The sequence below is a fragment of the Gilliamella sp. W8126 genome, from assembly GCF_016102185.1.
Classification (GTDB): Bacteria; Pseudomonadota; Gammaproteobacteria; order Enterobacterales; family Orbaceae; genus Gilliamella; species Gilliamella apis_A.
The window spans coordinates 173,392-193,145 of the sequence record NZ_JACFPE010000003.1; the positions used below are offsets into that span (position 1 = coordinate 173,392).

Below are 19,754 nucleotides of genomic sequence, written 5' to 3' on the forward strand. Positions count from 1 at the left end.
CCCTCAAGTTAAGATAGATTGATTAAATCCGCTATTTTTTCGCCAGCTTCATCAGGTACTCGGCGGATTTCGCAAGTTACACCTAATTTTTCAAGTTCTTTAAATGCTGCGATATCTGATTCATCGACAGAAACTGTTTTATGAATTTGTTTTTTACCTTCAGAAAAATGCATATTACCCACATTGACAAATTTGATTGGTACGCCACCTTTAACGAGGGTTAATACATCTTGTGGTGTTTTACAGACAATAAAAATTTTTTGTCTTTCAGCGGCTTTGCCAATAATGTCGATAGTTTTTTGTAAGGTAAAATAACGAGTTTGAATGCCTTCAGCAATAACCATGTCCATTAGATTTTGTTGGACTGGATCTTGCGAAGCACTGTCATTGGCGACTAATAATAGATTCGCACCAAGTGCATTAACCCAAGTTACGCCAACTTGACCATGAACTAAACGATTGTCTATACGTGTCATAAGAATATTAGGTGTGCTCATTGCTATTAAGTCCTTTTGTTTATTTGTTTAACAGATTCAGGTAATTAGTTTTTATTAAATGGATAAATATTAACGCCTTTTACTACTCGATTAACTTCTCCGGTTGGACAAGGGTTATCTGGAGTCAGTCCAAGATGAAGTGATTTTTCAAACGCTAACATTTGTGCGAAAACTAGATAAGGAAAAATCAACCAACAATCAGGGAGTTTACAATCTACCGATAATATTTGTTGATCTATACTCTCTTGACTTGTCAGTGCTATGACGTCGGATGCAATTTTGTCATGAACAAGCTCATTAAATAGGTCAATATCGTATTGGTGAACATATGGCTCGCTTGAGAAAAAACAGACAACTAAACTTTTTGTATCAACCATAAATTTTGGGCCATGACGTAGTCCTAATATTGAATCAAAGCGGGTTGCTACTTTACCGGCGGTTAGTTCTAAAATTTTTAAGGCAGATTCTTGTGCAATACCTGTGAAGCAGCTACTACCAACATAGATAACTCGATCATGTTCTTTACTAGCTAATTGTTTAGTTATTGATTGCCAGCTTGATAGTTTGTCTTCACAAATACTAGCAATTTCCATTACAGCATTGTGTGCTTTTTCAAGATCAAGCTTGTCTAGAAGTAGAAGTGTGGCAAGCATCATGCTACTTATACTTGACGTCATTGCAAAACTTAAGTCATGTGTTCCCTCAGGCATGACTAGATGAAAAATACGCTTAGGATTGTTTTCTTTTGCCGCATATTCTGTTAATGCACTGGTTGGGTTACAGGTTAAAAACAGATGGTAGCAGTCAGAAACTATTTGATCTGCTAATTTGACTGCTGCAACACTTTCAGGGCTATTTCCTGATCGTGCAAATGAGACAATTAACGTTTTTTTACTTGGCGATAAATATTGCTGAGGATTAGTGACAATTTCCGTTGTCGCATAAGCGTGAACGTTACGATGCGTCTGTCCTCTTAGCCATGGTGCCAGAGCTACACCGCCAAAAGCGGACGAGCCAGCACCTGTCAATATTATTTCTAAGTTTGGATCGGAAAGTAAAGGTTGTAAAAATGATTGTAATTGACTTTGCTGTTGTGAAATGATTTGTAATAAATTTCGCCAAATTTGTGGTTGCTGACAAATCTCTTTCGCAGTATGTTGAGCGCCGTGTTGTTCTAACCAATCTAACGAATAATTCAAATATTTTTGCATAATCTATATCCTTTTTAATCATTCCAATGAATTTATAAAGTTTAATAATCTACAATGACTACATTTATTCCTAGTTGATGTAATTGTTCTAGATAATCCTGTGGAATTTTTGTGTCAGTAATGATAGTGTTAATTAGATTAATTTTTTCAATCGTACAGAAACTTTTACGACCGAATTTTGTTGAGTCAGTCATTGCGATAATTTGCTCTGAAACTTGACACATTACCTTGTTGACATTAGCTTCACCGAAATTTGGTGTAGTAATGCCAGCATTTAGATCAAAACCATCAACACCTAAAAAAAGCTTGTCAAAATGGTACATTCTTAATTGTTGTTCTACTGTAGGGCCGGAAATAGAGTAAGCTTTTGTTCTGATGTTCCCTCCAGCAATAATTACTTCTATGTCATTATTATTTGATAATTCATAGGCAATATTTACTGCATTAGTAAAAACAATTAAGTTTTTTTTGTTACGTAAATAGGGAACCATAGCTGCTGTTGTCGATCCTGAATCGAGAATGATTCGGTCTCCATCATTAACCATTTCAGCTGCTTGCTGAGCAATTTTATTTTTAATGTTCGAATTGATACGGCTTTTGTCTAATAATGGTTTATCTAAAGCAAAGGATTTATTTAACATTGCTCCACCATAACAGCGCAATATACAACCTTTTTCTTCAAGGTGTCTTAAATCGTTTCGGATGGTAACGCTTGATACTTTAAATAATTTACTTAATTTGTTAACTGATACGGTATTCTCTGTATCAAGTAAATGAATAATTTTTTCTCTACGTTGTAAAGTATTGATTATTTCTTTATTCATTTTCTACCACTCATTTGACTTTCGTTTCTTTATTAAATTTAAACATAGATAAGGGATCGAAAAATGATAGATAGGTCACAAAATTGGTTAGGTAAGAAAAAATTGAAATATTATTTCCATTTAAAATAAAACGAAAGCTTTCAATGTGAAAGATAAGCAGTAAAAAGAATATTAATGTTATTTTTCAAATTTTTAACTTAAAAGAGAAATCATATAAAAGAAAGACAGCTAAACAATAAAAAAATATCCGCTTTCATTGTTTAGAGTGATCTATGTCACAAATTTGTAAATTTCATTGATTATAAGATTGTTAATCGAAAATTATAACTAAGAGAATATAGAGGTTGATATAGATATTGAAACACCGATTGGTGTTTCAATAACTTAATTGTGGTTATTTTTTCATTCTGGTTGGCTATTTTTACTGCGCTTAACAAACATCATCACGGCAAAAGCAATAACGGTTAAATAGATAATGAAGATACCATATGTTGATAACATATCGACAAATGAACGTCCGCGTATACCTATGTCACGGAAGAAGCGAAATAACCAAACTAATGGAAAGGCATGACTAACATAAAAGGCCCATATTGGCATAATGCCTACTGCCATGGTTGAACCGCCCATAATAAAGCCGGGAGGAACAAGGAAAATCATTTTACTTGCTCCTTCACCGGGATGGTTAGTTTTCCAAGATAGTAGTAAACCTAACCAACCAAAAGCTAAACCAGTCATAAAAATGCTTGGTACGAAAGTAAAATAGTTACCATCAAAACGTAGTTGACCGAATATTACCAATATTGCCGTAATCAAGGTTAAAGCAGTGGTATAGAATAGGGCATAAGGCACTGTTCGGGCTAATAATGGTAAAAAACCACGTTCAATTACTGTATTCCACATCCCCATGGTTTTTAATCGACCAATAATCATTAATGAGGTTAATCCATAAGTTAATGATGAAAAGAAGTAAACAAAATAGATAATAGTGGATATTGTTGATGAACTAGCCGGATTAAACATGGTTCTCGTTTTTAATTGCATTGGTGATAAGGTCGCTTCTGTTGCTTCTCGACCTAGTCCTAATGCTGCGACTTTACCAACACTTAATTCTGCACCTGATTCAGGGATAATTTCATTAAGGCTTTGCATTACTTTGGCATTTTGGGCATCATTTGAGTCATCAGCAAAATAACCTAATTTAACCGTACGGTCCCCTTTCTTTAATGATTTTTCTAGCCCTTTAGGGATATATAACACGCCTAAATTACGATCATGTGAAACCAAGGTAATTGGATTAACTGGCGATCGAATCACTTCTGTTATTTCAATAAATGGTGATGTATTTACCTTACTGATTAATTCAGTTGAATAATTAGAACCATCAAGATCTATAACGGCAATTTTTCCTTCAAAAACTGAACCATGACTCAGAACAATTGAAAAAATAAGTGATACGATGGCTGCTAAACCTAGGCACACTTTATAATAAGGAATGAAGTGGCCTGACAACATAGCGTCAAGCTCTTCAAGCATAGATTTAATGATGTTTTGTCGCATCATTGATCAACCTCAATTGTCATACCGGTTAATAGTTGTGGAATAGATTCCATATAAATTCTGACTTGGTAAGATGTTAAATCGGCCTGTCCACGTTCTCGCGTCATGCGTAAGTCAGCAAATGATGGCGCAGCAGTTGCAAATCGAACGGTGCCTTTTACGGTTTTATCTAATGCGATAACATTCGCCTTCACCTTTGTGCCTGGTTGATAATCATTGACCATTTTTTCATTAACATAGATATCGACATATTTGCGATCAGTTTCTAATAATACAGCTGGTGCTCCAGCAGGTGCCATCTCACCATCTTCAAACATCAGTTTTAGCACTTTGCCATCTTCTGGCGCGACTAATGTTAGTCGATCATAATTGACTTGTAATTGTTTTAAATCAGCTTGAGCTTGTGCTAATTGCGCTTTAATCTGAGCAAGCTGATTTTGACGATTTTGCAGTTTTTGTCGATCAATAGTGATCGATTGCAGTGTCATACCCGTAGCATTTCTAGTTTGTTCAAACTGGTTAATTTGGTCTTGAGTTGCTCCAATCATTAAGGTTGATAATTGGCTTTCAATCTGTACCACTTGCATTTTGGTACTAATGTAGACATTTCGTGCAGCGTCAAGTTGTGATTGAGAGGTACCGCCCGTTTTTCTTAATTGAGTATGGCGTTGAAATTCAGTATTAGCTAGATCACGAGCAGACCTTGCCGCTTCAAGATTAGCTTTAACTTCCTCAATTTTTCGCCATGTTGATAACTCATTAAGATTGATTTCATTTTCAGTGATTTCGATTGCTGCTTGTTCTTGATTAACAGCAGCAGTTTGACTATCAACTAGTGCTTGCAAGCGATCAACTGATAGCTTGGTATCAATATCTTCAAGTTGCATTAATGGGTCGCCTTTTTTAACGAATTGTGATTCTTGGACAAAGCGTTTAATCACTTTTCCACCTACATTTTGAAAGGCAACATTGATTTCATCAGCGGTTAATACCCCTGATTTGATACTTTTAGCAACAGTTACTGCATCATTTCTTGAACCAAGACATATTAATGTAGATCCAAATAAAAGTAGCAATAAAAATATAGCAGGAATTTTAATGTTTTTGGGTAAATCTAAGTTTAATTTATTTTTCATTTATTTAGTCAGCTAAGTATATTGTTAAAATATCATGATTATGAATAATTATTGGCAATTATTTACGCAATAATTTGCGTAACATTGCAATTAAAGATTCCTGCTCTTGTGGATTTAAGACTTGAGCAAAAGCACGAATCGATTTTAAGTGATTAGGTAATGCTTTTTGGATAAGATTTACCCCAGTTGCAGTAAGGGTGATTAGTCGAGAACGGCCATCTTCTCCACTTTTGGTCATTGATATTAAAGGATCGCGTGCTGCTAACATTCGTTTCACCATTACCGAAACGGTTGCTGGTGTTACGCCAACTCTTAATGCTAACTCGCTAGCGCAAGTTTCTCCTTCACTATACAATGACATTAGCAAGGCAAATTTTCCTTCAGATACATCATAATCTTTGGCTAGTTGTGCATAAATATTTGATCGAATTAAATCGGCGGTAGTGATTAAACTTAAGACAAGATCAACGCCTGAAACCTCAATAATTTCATCATTAAATCTTTGTGCTTTTGCTAAAGTCTCGCGAGAAGGAAGTATTCTTGAATTGTAATTCAATTGTCATTACCTAATTTATTTAGTCGGCTAATTATACTTATTTAACCCTAATTGGCAATCCTTTTTTTATTCGTAATTTGTGATGTTTATCATAATAATATTCTAATGTTACTTGATACTTAAATCGTGAAAAATGATAACTCATTGTTTTCAAAATTATTATTTTATCTACTACTAAAGAGGTAATCCTTGAGGATAATTATATTCTGTTTAAAGTTCCTTAAAATATCAATTAGATAAAAATTAAATAATTGAATTAAAAATAAATTTGGAGCTTTTTATGAGTAAAACCAATCTCGTTATTATTGGCAATGGGATGGTTGGCCATCGTTTTGTTGAAGAAATTATTGATAAAATGCAGGCTGATAAGTTCAACATCACTATTTTTTGCCAAGAACCTAGAGTTGCTTACGATCGTGTTCATCTTTCATCCTATTTTTCAGGACATACCGCAGAAGCATTATCTTTAGTTAGAGAGGGTTTATATCAAGAAAATGATATAAATATTCTACTTAATGAGCGGGTTATATTAATCAACCGACAACGTAAAGAAGTGCATTCACAAACAGGACGAATAATCTCTTATGATAAATTGATTATTGCAACGGGATCTTATCCATGGGTACCACCAATTAAAGGTGCTGATGGTGCGAATTGTTTTGTTTATCGTACTATTGAAGATCTTGATGCTATTCGTAATTGTGCCAGCAATTGTAAAACTGGCGCAGTAGTGGGTGGCGGTTTGCTTGGGCTTGAAGCTGCTGGGGCGCTAAAGAATTTAGGCATTGAAACTCATGTCGTTGAATTTGCGCCAGTGTTAATGGCAGAGCAACTTGATTCTATGGGAGGTGAACAGTTACGTCGAAAAATTGAGGAGATGGGGGTTGGTGTTCATACCAGTAAAAATACCCAAGAAATTATTCATACACCATCAGGTAAAATTATGCAATTTGCTGATGGTTCATCACTTAAAATTGATTTTATTGTTTTTTCAACAGGTATTCGACCTAGCGATCAATTAGCTAAAGCATGTGAGCTTGATATTGGCCCTCGTGGTGGGATTGTTGTTAACGATTATTGTCAAACATCAGATCCTGATATTTATGCTATAGGGGAATGTGCTTGTTGGCAAGGTAAAGTTTATGGTCTTGTTGCCCCTGGATATAAAATGGCGCAGGTCGCGTTAGCCCATTTAATCGGCGAAAATGCTAAATTTGAAGGCGCTGATATGAGTGCTAAACTCAAGTTGATGGGAGTCGATGTCGGTAGTATTGGCGATGCCAAAGCTAAGACGCTCGGTTGTCGGAGTTATGTTTACTTAGACGAAAATATCCCAGTTTATAAAAAATTAGTGGTTTCAAATGATAATCGCAAATTGCTTGGTGCTGTATTAGTTGGTGATACAGCAGACTATAGTAATTTATTACAATTAATGCTTAATAATATGGATCTGCCAGAGCATCCTGATAGCTTAATTTTACCTTCTCATGCCGGAGCTAAACCTGTATTAGGCGCTGATGCTTTGCCGGATAATGCACAAATATGTTCCTGTTTTGATGTAACAAAAGCAAAAATTGTGCAAGCTATTCATGCTGGTTGTCATACGGTGGCAGCAATTAAAGCCGAAACGAAAGCAGGTACTGGCTGTGGTGGCTGTATTCCATTAGTAACACAAATCCTTAATTTAGAATTAGCTAAGCAAGGTATTGAAGTCAGTCATGCCCTTTGTGAACATTTTAAATATTCTCGTCAAGAGCTTTTCCATCTTATTAGAGTTGAAGGATTAACTTCTTTCAGTGAAGTGATTACAAAACATGGTACTGGTTATGGTTGTGAAGTCTGTAAACCAACAATAGGGTCAATATTAGCATCATGTTGGAATAATTATATTCTTAAACCAGATCTTGTTCCTTTGCAAGATAGTAATGACATTTTTTTAGGTAACATCCAAAAAAATGGTACTTATTCCATTATCCCTCGTAGTGCTGGTGGTGAAATTACACCAGAAGGCTTAATTGCGATAGGCCAGATTGCAAGGAAATATAATCTGTATTCGAAAATCACCGGATCTCAGCGAATTGGTTTATTCGGTGCACAAAAAGACGATCTTCCAGCTATCTGGAAAGAGCTCATAGCCGCTGGTTTTGAAAGTGGTCATGCCTATGCGAAGGCGTTACGTATGGCTAAAACATGTGTGGGTAGTACTTGGTGTCGTTTTGGTGTTGGCGATAGTGTCGGTTTTGGCGTTGAATTAGAAAATCGTTATAAAGGTATTAGAGCACCTCATAAATTTAAACTTGGTGTTTCAGGTTGTACTCGGGAGTGTGCGGAGGCGCAAGGTAAAGATATTGGTGTTATTGCTACTGAAAAAGGTTGGAATCTATATGTTTGTGGTAATGGAGGTATGAAGCCTCGTCATGCTGATTTACTTGCTGCGGATTTAGATAAAGAGACGCTTATACGTTATTTGGATCGTTTTATCATGTTCTATATTCGCACAGCTGATAAATTACAACGAACTTCCGTTTGGTTTGAGAATCTTGAAGGAGGAATCGATTATTTACGTAGTGTGATTATTGATGACAAGTTAGGTATTAATGCCGAACTAGAAAAAGAGATGGATCGAGTTCGACAATTAGTAGTCTGCGAATGGAAAGAAACAGTGGATAACCCAGCAGCACAAATCCGTTTTGCCCATTTTGTTAATAGTTCTAAGCGTGATGATAATGTTCAATTTGTGCCTGAACGCGATCAACATCGCCCAGCAACTCTTGAAGAACGTCAAACTATGTTAGGAGAATAGAGCATGAGCCAATGGATTACTATTTGTAAATTACAAGATATTTTACCTGAAACAGGAATATGTGCTCTAGTCGGCAAAGAACATGTTGCAGTTTTTCGTCCCTACAATACTAATGAGCTTTATGCGATTAGTAATATTGACCCTTTTGCGAATGCCAGCGTCCTTTCTCGTGGCATTATTGCTGAACATGAAAATGAGCTATGGGTCGCAAGTCCTCTTAAAAAACAGCGTTTTCGTTTAAAGGATGGTTATTGCCTTGAAAATGAAGATTATTCTGTTACTCATTATGAAGTCAAAGTAGATAATGATGAATTTGTGCAAATAAAATCTAATTAATTAATCGCATTAGGAATACAAAATGTATACAGAAACAATTAACAAATGTGCAGCTAATGCTGCGCGGATCGTTCGACTAGCTAAAACCAATCCAATTGGATTTTGGTTAAGTTCTGCTATGGCAGGTGCTTACGTTGGTTTAGGAATTATATTAATTTTCACACTAGGTAATTTGCTTGATCCATCCGTTAGGCCTTTAGTTATGGGGGCAACCTTTGGTATAGCATTAACTTTAGTGGTAATTGCCGGCTCAGAATTATTTACTGGCCATACCATGTTTTTAACTTTTGGCGTGCAGGCTAAAAAAATTACTCATTGTCAAATGTGGTGTGTATTGCCACAAACATGGTTAGGCAATTTGCTTGGATCAATTTTTGTGGCCGCTTTGTTTTATTGGGCTGCAAGTCCATTATTGGCAACAGATACTTCGCTTGTGCATACCGCTGCATTGGCAAAAACATCTGCGCCAGCAACAGCATTATTCTTTCGGGGAATTTTATGTAACTGGTTAGTTTGCTTAGCTATTTGGATGGCAAACCGAGTAGAGGGGTCAGCAAAATTTATTGCAATATGGTGGTGTTTATTAGCCTTTATTGCTTGTGGTTATGAACATAGTGTTGCCAATATGACGTTATTTTCACTTTCTTGGTTTGGTAATCATTCTGATTCTTACACATTAGCAGGCATTGGTCATAATTTGTTATGGGTTTCATTAGGAAATTTAGTATCTGGCGCACTATTTATGGGGTTAGGATATTGGTTTTCAACACCTAAATCAGAGCGACCTTAATTATAAATAACAGAAGTTTTTATTGTTCAATTTACTGATTGGTATGGTAATTAGCAATCAGTAAATTGCTCTTAAATCAAAAATATATTAATGGTTGTTTTGAAATTGTATGGATTATTTACCTTTATTTTGCAAATTAGAAAATCGTGATTGTTTATTAGTTGGTGGTGGCGAAATAGCTGAGCGTAAAGCTCGATTATTACTTGAAGCTGGTGCAAAATTAACTGTCAATGCACTTGAATTTAACCCACAATTTATCTGTTGGCAGCAACAAAAGCAGTTAGTTTTAATAAAAAGTGAGTTTAACGAGCAACTGCTAGATAATAAATGGTTAGTTATTGCTGCAACTAACTGTCAAAAAACCAATCAACAAGTTAGTAGCGCCGCAGAAAACCGTCGTATCTTTTGTAATGTGGTCGACTCTCCCAAAGATGCAAGTTTTATTATGCCTTCAATTATTGATCGTTCCCCTATTATGGTCGCCATCTCTTCAGAAGGGCATGCTCCTGTATTAGCTCGCTTGTTACGTGAAAAATTTGAAGCAATATTGCCACAACATATTGGTAAATTAGCCATATATGCCGGTTATTTACGCAATAAAGTAAAAGCGACTTACCGAAGTATGACTGAACGTCGACGATTTTGGGAAAAATTGTTTTCTCATGATAGATTAGCGCAAGCAATAGCGAATAATGATTCAGAAAATGTCGATACATTAACTAATGAATTATTTGATGATTCGTTGGATTGTCGTGGCGAAGTGGTCTTAGTTGGTGCTGGCCCTGGTGATCCAGGATTGTTAACTTTAAAAGGTCTTCAACAAATTCAACAAGCGGATATTATTGTTTATGATAGATTAGTCTCAAAAGAAATAATGAATTTAACTCGACGAGACGCGCAACGAATTTTTGTTGGTAAACACCCCGGTTTTCATTGTGTTCCGCAAGAACAAATTAATCAAATATTATTGGAACAAGCACAAAAGGGCCTGAGAGTGGTACGACTTAAAGGTGGTGATCCTTTCATTTTTGGTCGAGGAGGAGAAGAGCTTGAAACATTATTCAATGCTAATATTCCTTTTTCGGTAGTACCTGGCATTACTGCGGCTTCTGGATGCTCGGCGTATAGTGGGATACCACTAACTCATCGTGATTACGCACATAGTGTACGTTTAATAACTGGTCATCTAAAAGATGGATCTCATCTTGATTGGCGAAGTTTAGCGGCTGAAAAGCAGACTTTGGTTTTTTATATGGGGCTATCGCAAGCAGAAAATATTAAAACGAATTTAATTAAACACGGTATGGATGGTCAGACTCCTATTGCTATTGTTGAAGAGGGTACCACTACTAAGCAAAAAGTCATCAATGGTTTATTATCCGAACTTGGTCAGCTAGCTTTACAAGCTCGTAGCCCTAGTTTAATTATCGTTGGTCCGGTGGTGGCATTACGAGAAAAACTTAACTGGTTTTCACAGAATTAGTATAAATTGGCAAGGAAATGATAGGATATCTTATAATATTCTTTATTTTCTTGCCTTTTGTTTCCAAACAATTTGACTAAAAAATATTGTTACAAAGTGTTTTATAACAATATCGACTTTGCTTTTTTTATCAAAATTTAAGAAGGCGTATCGACATCATCCCAATCGGCATTTTCAAAGTTTGTTAGCCAATTTAAAGCATGTTGTCTTTCTTGAATAACGCCTTCCATTATTTCTACAGGTAGTATTTTATTATTAAGCCGACAATCTCTTGCTAGCCAATGTAATCGGTAATTTAAATCTAATGCATCTAGCAGTTCACTTGTTGGTCTTAAGGTTAAAGTAGATAGTTCGGGATTACTATTTTCTAAACCAGTTTCGACTAATGAAGATACATTACAAAAAGTATCCGCAAAAGGTAATTTTGATTGCCAATTTAGTGCCCATTGTAGTGGTAATAAGGCTTCATAGCGCCAACTCATATTCATAACATCTTGTTCTTGCGGTTGAGGTGCGTGAATAAAATCATATTCAGTATTTGATAAAGCAGCAAACCCTAACGGACAACGCGCTTTGAATTCCTCAGGATCTAATGGGGCATTTTCTCGAAAGCTTTCGGCTTGAATTCCTGTTAACATCAGGGCTAAGGATCGTTTTTTTACTTCATCGGGTGTTCTAAGTATTACTTCAGATTCGGCAACGACAGGAGGTAAGCTTACAAGCGGTTGTAATCCTAACTTTGCTAAATACTGCTCAGTTTTTGCTTTGCGTTGTAATGCTTCTGACGGATAAGGCATTTTAACATTTATATCAAATTTACCATCTGGATCTTGTAAAACATCCATCTTAGGATTGCGAATCGTGCCATCGGGGATAAATAAAATAACATTAGCCAGCTCAGCCCAATGCGCTAGTTCATTAAATTGATTTTCTTCTATTTCAAACGTAAACTGATGTTTAGTTTTTTGAATATGTCGATAAAGTTCATAACGGCGGGAATTCATTTCACCGTCACCTGCTTGCATAACATAGCCAATAAAACCATTAAGATGATCTGTAAAATTGAGTGAGTTCAATCCACGTTGATTTAATTTTTTACAACTAAAATTAATTGCTGTTGGATTTGTGAGTGTAGAGTAAGCATTGACTAATAGAGACATTTACAACTTCATCCTATTTTTTAATTTTTTGTTTTCTAATTTTGTTCAATAAATCAATTTAATTGATTGAACTAATTATAAATATTGTTTTTCAATTGAATCAAGTAGAAGAAAACGGTTGTTATAGAAAATTTTTAATGATTAGGATTAGATATTCTATCCAATTAAAAGTGTAAGCGGATATATGATATAAATCGGCATTAATACATTGCCAAGGTTATTCTTTACTCTGCAAATACCATACAGTCATTTCCATACGTGACTTAAAGTTGAGTTTTTTAAAAATACTTTTAATATGAACTTTTACTGTACTTTCAACTATATCTAACTCTTTTGCGATAAGTTTATTCGATAATCCTTGCACTAATAAGTTAAATGTTTCATGTTCTCTTGGGGTAAGTAAATTGATATCATGGGATTGGTTGGTTGTCTGGTTTTTATCATCACGCATATAATTAAGAATGATATGTGAAATAGCTTCATCCATAATGACTTTCCCTTCCGAAATATCCTTTAAGGCTTTAAGAAAATCTTCCGGTTCCATATCTTTTAACAAATAACCATCAGCACCAGTTTTGAGCGAGGTAATAATATCTTCTTTTGCGTCTGAGACAGTAAACATAATGATTCTGCTTGAAATGTTTTTCTCGCGTAAATAGCGTAGAATTTCTAGTCCACTGACATCATTCATATTGATATCTAACAAAATAATATCAGGATCAAGTGTTTCAGCCAGCTTAACTCCTTCTATCCCTGAACCAGTTTCACCGATAATTTCAAAATTATTGATGGTGTTAATAAGTTGCTTTACCCCATTTCTTAACATGGGATGATCATCAATAAGTAATATTGAACTTTTAACTTGATCCATTGGTTACTCTTTTATCATCTTGCAAGGAATTGTGTTTGTTGCTTTAAATGTTACCACAATTTCTGTTCCCATATTAGGCTTACTATTAATGATTAGATTGCCGTTTAATACGCCAACTCTATCACGCATAATAATTAAACCATAGTGATTATCTTGATGTGTATTATTTTGTAAACCAATACCATTATCTTTTATGCTAACGGTAATAATTTGATTCTCATCAATCGTTAAGCTTATTTTGACTTGGGTGGCATTGGCGTGTTTATAGATATTATTTAAAGATTCCCGGACACATTGCAGTAAATGAAAGGCATATTTGCTATTGATGATATTGAGAGGTAATTGATATTCAATCTGAATTGTAAATTTCAATTTTTGATTAAACTCATCAATTAACTCCATGAAACTGGCATAAAAACCGGTTTGGTTAAGACGTAAGCGAAACGAGGTAATTAACTCTCTTAATTGAGAGTAGGTTATATTAACCTCTTTACGCATAGTCGTCAGCAAATCGATACTGGTTTGGGAAGTTAAATCCGATTGCATCTGTAAGCAACTAAGATGTATTTTTAAACAAGAAAGTGATTGCGCTATCGAGTCATGTAGTTCCCTAGCCATTGCTGAACGTTCTTTCATTAATAGATATTGTTTTTGTTGTTCTATTTGCCTATCAAGCATTAGTGCTGTAGTCATTTGTTCAACTAAAGCAGTAATTAAATTTTCTTGTTCTGTTCCTAGTTGTACTTTTGATGGCTGTATTGCAAATAAAATGCCAAATTTTTCTCCTTTTTCTTGCAGATACCAATAGCGCTGAAAACCATTTTCTTGATAAGATTTTGATGGAATAAGACAAGCATTACATTCTGAATTTTGGCAATAAGGGAGTTTTTGTTGGTTGTCATAGCTGAATTGTTGAAAATGTTCTATGTTATCTGATTCATAAAATCGGATTTGAAACTGTGTTAATGGTACTAATTCTTCTAGTCCACGAAGTATAATTAAAAAACGCTCACATAAGGGGTCTGAGGTATGGAGTTGCTTGATGGCTTGATATTGAAATGACACAATTTTATTGATTTGTTGTAATTCAGCTGTTTTTTCTGTGACGCGCTCTTCTAACAATAGATACTGTTGTTCAATTTGTTCCGCCATTTTATCAAAGGCTTGCCCCAGTAAATCAAACTCACTTTTGGTTGTTTTACTATTAAAGCGTTGACTAAAATTCTGTTGCGAAATCGATTCTGCCATATGAATTAATTTACGCCATGGCGCAAGAAGATAACGACGTAAATAGTAAATTTGTGCCAGAAGAAATAGTGCAATTAGAATGATAAAAACGAGTTGTAATTGTGAAAGATAATGGATTTGATTTTCTGTCTTTTGATCAATTTGATGAACCAGTTTATCGGTGTGAGCAACAAAATTATCAATTTCATTTTTTATCTCATTTATATTGTTTGCTTGTTGAAGTTTCGGAACAATATGCTTGAACCACTGCGACTGTAATTGATTAAAATCATCAATTAACTGATAACGTTCAAATAATTTTAATTGTTGTGATGATGGGATATCATTAAAAATGTTAAGTCGATAAATATCCTTTTTTTCTATAGGTGTCATTGCTAAAAGTTGATAGCTCTTCATTCTGATTAACCCTAATTGATTAATCATATAAGCGCTACCTTTAGTATCATTAGCGACTTGTATTGACAAAAATAGCGCCAATAATGCCATAGCGCCTAAAAAGAGCATTAAAAGTGTTAAACGATTAATAATAGAAGCACTGTAGCGAAATTTTCTTTTTAGCATATAGGTACTCAATATTTTTGCGTTAAATATTATGCAAATAAATAATAATTTAACTATATTGTAGCGTGAAAATAGCTGGTCTAAGATCTTTTTTGTGACTTTTTGCGATCTTTTATTAAACAGCGCTTGCAACAAGCATAAATTTTGCGTAAAATTCACGCCCTATAAGATTAATCAATGCAGACATATATTTTTAATCAGGAATCGTCTGCTTTTTATTGCGGAGTTAAGTATGTACGCAGTTTTCCAAAGTGGTGGTAAACAACACCGAGTTAGCGAAGGACAAGTCGTTCGCTTGGAAAAAATTGAAGTCGAAACAGGTTCAGAAGTTGTTTTCGATAAAGTTTTAATGGTAGCAAATGGTGAAGACATCAAAGTTGGTGCTCCGTTTGTTGAAGGTGCAACAATTAAAGCAGAAATTGTTGAGCACGGTCGTGGCGAGAAAGTGAAAATTGTTAAATTCCGTCGTCGTAAACACTATCGTAAACAACAAGGTCACCGTCAGTGGTTCACTGATGTGAAGATCACTGCAATCGCTTAATAGGAGTATCGAACAATGGCACATAAGAAGGCTGGTGGTTCATCACGTAATGGTCGTGATTCCCAGAGTAAACGTTTAGGTGTTAAACGTTATGGTTCTCAAGAAGTTCTTGCGGGTAACATTTTAGTTCGTCAACGTGGAACTCAATTCCACCCAGGTACTAACGTAGGTTGTGGTCGTGATCATACCCTATTTGCTTTAGTTGATGGACAAGTTAAGTTCGAAGTTAAAGGACCTAAAAACCGCCGTTATGTTAGTGTAGTTGCTAACAGCTAATAAACCAGCGGTTTAATAAGTTATAGAAGCCTCACAGTCATTGTGGGGCTTTTTTCATTTCTTGAAAATTTATATAATTCATTATGATAAAACAGCAAAATGTTAAATTAGGTTTTGCATTAGCCATGTTAACAGCCGTTATGTGGGGACTAGTGCCAATTGCTATGAAATATGCATTAGTTGTTATTGATCCATTAACATTAGCTTGGTCACGATTAAGTATCTCAGCTATCGGTATTACACTATGGCTGGCTTATAAAAAACAGTTTCCTAATTTAGCTATGTTCAAAAAACGTCGCCGTTTTATCTTATTGATGATTGCTGGGTTTGGTTTACTCGGTAATTTTGCACTTTTTGCTACAGCTGTTCAGTATTTATCTGCAACTACTGCTCAAGTTGTTGGCCAAACAGGAATTATAATATTTATGATTTCTAGTGCAATTATTTTCAAAGAAAGATTAAGACCAACGCAAATTATTGGTATTACCATATTATTAATTGGGTTAGGATTGTTTTTTAATGAAAATCTAGCCGATCTTTTTGCTAATATGTCTTCATATGGCATAGGTGTTTGGCTGGCTTTGCTGGCTTCTATCTCATGGGCATGTTATGCGTTAGCGCAAAAAGTATTATTAAAAAAATTACGAGCAGAACAGCTACTTTGGTTGATTTATCTTATTTGTAGTATTTTTTTATGGCCTCTAGCATCACCAACGAAAATAGCCAGTGCTGATTTTAGCCAACTGTTTGCCATTATTTTTTGCGGACTTAATACTATTATTGCTTATGGTGCTTTGGTTATGGCAATGGAACGTTGGCAAGCTGCACAAGTAAGTGCAATAACCACATTAACACCACTTTTTGCACTGATTTTTTCAGATTTATTTGCTTTACTATGGCCAGAAAAGTTTGCAATGCAATATTTAAATATTTTAGGTTATATTGGCGCAGTATCAGTGGTCGCTGGTGCAATGTTTGCAACGGTTGGACACTACTTGTGGCAACCACGAAAGGGCTGGCTAATTAACCGAAAGAAAGAGGACAAATAATGAAATTTGTAGATGAAGCTTCAATTCGTGTCGAAGCCGGAGATGGCGGAAATGGTTGTGTTGGTTTCCGCCGAGAAAAATATATACCTAAAGGTGGCCCTGATGGTGGCGATGGTGGAGACGGTGGTGATGTATTTTTTATTGCTGATGAAAACTTAAATACATTGGTTGATTTTCAATTTGAAAAAAACTACCGAGCAGAACGTGGTCAAAATGGACAAGGTTCTGATTGTACGGGGAAACGAGGTAAAGATATTACCGTTAAAGTGCCAGTAGGAACTCGTATAACTGATAAATATACTGGTGAAATTATTGGTGATTTAACACATCATCAACAAAAAGTTCTGGTTGCTAAAGGTGGTTTTCATGGACTTGGTAATGCCCGTTTTAAATCATCAGTGAATCGTGCTCCACGACAAAAAACCGATGGTACGCCTGGTGAAAAACGCGATGTGTTATTGGAATTATTATTGCTAGCTGATGTGGGTATGTTGGGTTTACCTAATGCTGGTAAATCAACATTTATTCGCAGTGTTTCAGCTGCTAAACCTAAAGTCGCTGATTATCCATTTACAACATTAGTACCTAGCTTGGGTGTTGTGCGAATGGATAATGAACAAAGTTTTGTTGTTGCAGATATCCCTGGATTGATTGAAGGGGCATCTGATGGTGCAGGGCTTGGTATTCGCTTTCTAAAACATCTTGAACGTTGTCGCGTATTAGTGCATTTAATTGATATAGCGCCAATAGATGGTTCAGATCCAATTGAAAATGCGAAAGTTATTATTCAAGAATTGCATCAGTATAGTGATAAATTAGCAAATAAACCGCGTTGGTTAGTTTTTAATAAGATGGATGTATTAGGTCCTGATGAAAGTGAAAAACGTGCAGCTGAAATTGCGGAAGCCTTAAATTGGGATGAGAAATATTATCTTATTTCAGCGGTGAATCACGAAGGCGTAAAAGCATTATGTTGGGATTTAATGGATTATATTACGGCTCATCCTCGAGAGGCAGAACAAGAGGAAACATCGCCTGAAAAAGTCGAATTTATGTGGGATGATTATCATCAACAAGCAATCGATGATGCATTTGATGACGACGACGATGATTTTGATGATTGGGATGAGAGTGATGAAGAGGGTGTTGAGTTTATCTATCAAAAATAAAACTATTCCCAAAAGTTAATTATAATGGTTTGTTTATAGTTAAATATTCCCAAAAGCAGGGGCAAATCACCCTGCTCTTCTCAATTAAATTCCTTATAAAAACAAAATGTTAATATAAAAACACATGTTAAACTGACAAAATTTTGTCAGTTTTTTGAAAATAGTCAAAAAAATAACTTGCTTTTAATAATGAGAATGATTATCATTCAGGTGTACTTTGTTAGAGCGTCGAAAGACTTCTAAAAAAGTATGACATTGCTCACATTGCTTCCAATGTTTGCCAGCTTAGTAAAACTAAGCTGGCTTTTTTATTATTTAGTGTATATTTATTAATAATTATCTTAGATTAACAGATGGATTATTGATATCAAATAAAACTAATAATGCAGCATTACCGCCAAACTCTTTTGGTGCTTGATGGAAACACATTACATGTGGGTGTTGAGCTAACCACATTGGTGTTTGTTTTTTTAATATGTTTTTACCATGGCCATACATAATACAAGCACAATTGACATTTTCACGTAAACAAGCAGCAATAAGTGCTGCAATTTCTTTTTTTGCCTCTTTCTGGGTTAATCCATGTAAATCTAAAAAAAACTCGGGTGAATAAAATCCTCGTCGTAATTTTTTTAACTCATTGTTATCTGCATTTTCACGAATGTAACGAATAGGATCTTCTTGTAGTAGTGGTTGGTAATCATCGGAAAAATAAAATTCATTATTTACTTTTTCATGTTGAAACTTTTGATTATCAATTAGCTTTTGGGATCGTTTTACTGGTTTATGAATAACGGTATCTTGTTTAAGTTGTTTGGTATTACCAATACTACTTTTAAACAAGTTGATATCTTCATCTTCTAATTTAAATTTATTTGGCATTGATTTTTTACTCTGGATAAATTTTTTCTTTATATTCACACAAATCTTCAATAACGCAAGATCCGCAGCGTGGCTTCCTAGCTATACAGGTATATCGACCATGTAATATTAACCAATGATGACAATTTATTTTATAATCATCTGGAACCACTTTAAGTAGTTTTTCTTCAACAGCTTCAACCGTTTTGCCTGGTGCAAATCCTGTTCGATTACTTACTCTAAATATATGGGTATCTACAGCAATAGTTGGCCAGCCAAATGCGGTATTTAAAACTACGTTAGCTGTTTTTCTTCCTACGCCAGGTAGCGTAATTAATGAGTCAAAATTTTCTGGTACTTCACCTTGGTATTTATCTACGAGAATCTGACAGGTTTTAATAATATTTTCTGCTTTGCTATTATATAAACCAATTGTCCGAATATAGTCTTTTAATTTATTGACTCCTAGTGCCAGAATTTGCTCTGCGGTATTTGCGATAGCAAATAATGGTTTAGTTGCTTTATTCACACTAACATCGGTGGCTTGAGCGGATAGTACAACAGCTATAAGTAACTCGAATGGTGTTTTATATACCAATTCAGTTGTAGGATCTTTAATATGCTCTTTTAATCTTTCTAAAATTTCAATTCGAGTTGATTGTTTCACAATATCTTATAAATAAAAAAGTTAATTAATATTACATACATTATATTATATTTAACCTTAGGATATATTGAGTTTTTATATAGGTTGAAACTATTAACAATGTATCTATTTAAAAAATTGAAGATATTTTTATTTTATGGATTGAATTGTAATAC

The 19,754-nt window shown here is 34.9% G+C and carries 19 protein-coding genes; 8 read left to right on the plus strand and 11 right to left on the minus strand.

All coding sequences use genetic code 11. The annotated features are described in order from the left end of the window. Positions 1 to 8 precede the first annotated feature (8 nt). From agaV to H3S74_RS07940, 6 genes are all read right to left on the minus strand, one after another. Positions 9 to 497, minus strand: coding sequence for a PTS N-acetylgalactosamine transporter subunit IIB (agaV, locus tag H3S74_RS07915; protein ID WP_198247627.1), 489 nt, complete (start codon positions 495 to 497; stop codon positions 9 to 11). 44 nt (positions 498 to 541) lie between these two features. Continuing rightward, positions 542 to 1,708 (minus strand): SIS domain-containing protein, encoded by a 1,167-nt coding sequence (locus H3S74_RS07920; RefSeq protein WP_198247628.1) that lies wholly within the window; start codon positions 1,706 to 1,708, stop codon positions 542 to 544. Between the two features lie 41 nt (positions 1,709 to 1,749). Then, positions 1,750 to 2,532 carry a transcriptional repressor AgaR gene (gene agaR, locus H3S74_RS07925; protein ID WP_086362644.1) on the minus strand — a complete coding sequence of 261 codons (783 nt, stop codon included), beginning with the start codon at positions 2,530 to 2,532 and terminating at the stop codon, positions 1,750 to 1,752. A gap of 402 nt (positions 2,533 to 2,934) precedes the next feature. Continuing rightward, positions 2,935 to 4,095, minus strand: a complete 1,161-nt coding sequence (locus H3S74_RS07930; RefSeq protein ID WP_198201665.1) for an ABC transporter permease — start codon at positions 4,093 to 4,095, stop codon at positions 2,935 to 2,937. Further along, entirely contained in the window at positions 4,092 to 5,228 is a 1,137-nt protein-coding gene (locus tag H3S74_RS07935) for an HlyD family secretion protein (RefSeq protein WP_198247629.1), read from the minus strand. Before H3S74_RS07935 ends, H3S74_RS07930 begins: the two co-directional genes overlap by 4 nt. A gap of 58 nt (positions 5,229 to 5,286) precedes the next feature. Further along, positions 5,287 to 5,784 carry a MarR family winged helix-turn-helix transcriptional regulator gene (locus H3S74_RS07940; protein WP_198201664.1) on the minus strand — a complete coding sequence of 166 codons (498 nt, stop codon included), beginning with the start codon at positions 5,782 to 5,784 and terminating at the stop codon, positions 5,287 to 5,289. Between the two features lie 280 nt (positions 5,785 to 6,064). Between H3S74_RS07940 and nirB the strand changes: the two genes are divergently transcribed. From nirB to cysG, 4 genes are all read left to right on the plus strand, one after another. Further along, entirely contained in the window at positions 6,065 to 8,587 is a 2,523-nt protein-coding gene (gene nirB / locus H3S74_RS07945; protein ID WP_086362641.1) for a nitrite reductase large subunit NirB, read from the plus strand. Positions 8,588 to 8,590: 3 nt separating this feature from the next. Then, positions 8,591 to 8,923: a nitrite reductase small subunit NirD gene (nirD, locus tag H3S74_RS07950; protein ID WP_086359392.1), complete on the plus strand. Its 333-nt coding sequence runs from the start codon at positions 8,591 to 8,593 to the stop codon at positions 8,921 to 8,923. Positions 8,924 to 8,945: 22 nt separating this feature from the next. Continuing rightward, on the plus strand, positions 8,946 to 9,713 hold the full coding sequence (gene nirC, locus H3S74_RS07955; protein ID WP_086359391.1) for a nitrite transporter NirC: 768 nt from the start codon (positions 8,946 to 8,948) through the stop codon (positions 9,711 to 9,713). Positions 9,714 to 9,822: 109 nt separating this feature from the next. After that, positions 9,823 to 11,196: a siroheme synthase CysG gene (gene cysG / locus H3S74_RS07960; protein WP_198201662.1), complete on the plus strand. Its 1,374-nt coding sequence runs from the start codon at positions 9,823 to 9,825 to the stop codon at positions 11,194 to 11,196. Between the two features lie 137 nt (positions 11,197 to 11,333). Here the strand turns inward: cysG and H3S74_RS07965 are convergent, their stop codons facing one another. From H3S74_RS07965 to narX, 3 genes are all read right to left on the minus strand, one after another. After that, entirely contained in the window at positions 11,334 to 12,356 is a 1,023-nt protein-coding gene (locus tag H3S74_RS07965) for a DUF4272 domain-containing protein (protein ID WP_198247630.1), read from the minus strand. Between the two features lie 217 nt (positions 12,357 to 12,573). Further along, complete coding sequence (gene narL / locus H3S74_RS07970; protein ID WP_086359388.1) at positions 12,574 to 13,227, minus strand: two-component system response regulator NarL; 654 nt, start codon at positions 13,225 to 13,227, stop codon at positions 12,574 to 12,576. Between the two features lie 3 nt (positions 13,228 to 13,230). Then, positions 13,231 to 15,036, minus strand: a complete 1,806-nt coding sequence (gene narX / locus H3S74_RS07975; RefSeq protein WP_110446990.1) for a nitrate/nitrite two-component system sensor histidine kinase NarX — start codon at positions 15,034 to 15,036, stop codon at positions 13,231 to 13,233. A 232-nt stretch (positions 15,037 to 15,268) separates the two neighbouring features. Between narX and rplU the strand changes: the two genes are divergently transcribed. The 4 genes from rplU (at position 15,269) to cgtA (ending at position 18,071) form a co-directional block, all read left to right on the plus strand. Then, positions 15,269 to 15,577: a 50S ribosomal protein L21 gene (rplU, locus tag H3S74_RS07980; RefSeq protein WP_065577863.1), complete on the plus strand. Its 309-nt coding sequence runs from the start codon at positions 15,269 to 15,271 to the stop codon at positions 15,575 to 15,577. Positions 15,578 to 15,592: 15 nt separating this feature from the next. Then, entirely contained in the window at positions 15,593 to 15,853 is a 261-nt protein-coding gene (rpmA, locus tag H3S74_RS07985; RefSeq protein ID WP_034883716.1) for a 50S ribosomal protein L27, read from the plus strand. 83 nt (positions 15,854 to 15,936) lie between these two features. Beyond that, on the plus strand, positions 15,937 to 16,902 hold the full coding sequence (locus H3S74_RS07990) for a DMT family transporter (RefSeq protein ID WP_110446991.1): 966 nt from the start codon (positions 15,937 to 15,939) through the stop codon (positions 16,900 to 16,902). After that, positions 16,902 to 18,071, plus strand: coding sequence for an Obg family GTPase CgtA (cgtA, locus tag H3S74_RS07995; RefSeq protein WP_198247631.1), 1,170 nt, complete (start codon positions 16,902 to 16,904; stop codon positions 18,069 to 18,071). Before H3S74_RS07990 ends, cgtA begins: the two co-directional genes overlap by 1 nt. Positions 18,072 to 18,407: 336 nt before the next feature. Here cgtA and smrB read toward each other — a convergent pair whose 3' ends face one another. Together smrB and nth are read right to left on the minus strand one after the other, a co-directional pair. Further along, positions 18,408 to 18,953 carry an endonuclease SmrB gene (gene smrB / locus H3S74_RS08000; RefSeq protein WP_198247632.1) on the minus strand — a complete coding sequence of 182 codons (546 nt, stop codon included), beginning with the start codon at positions 18,951 to 18,953 and terminating at the stop codon, positions 18,408 to 18,410. A gap of 7 nt (positions 18,954 to 18,960) precedes the next feature. Continuing rightward, positions 18,961 to 19,599 (minus strand): endonuclease III, encoded by a 639-nt coding sequence (gene nth / locus H3S74_RS08005; RefSeq protein ID WP_198247633.1) that lies wholly within the window; start codon positions 19,597 to 19,599, stop codon positions 18,961 to 18,963. Positions 19,600 to 19,754: the final 155 nt, after the last annotated feature.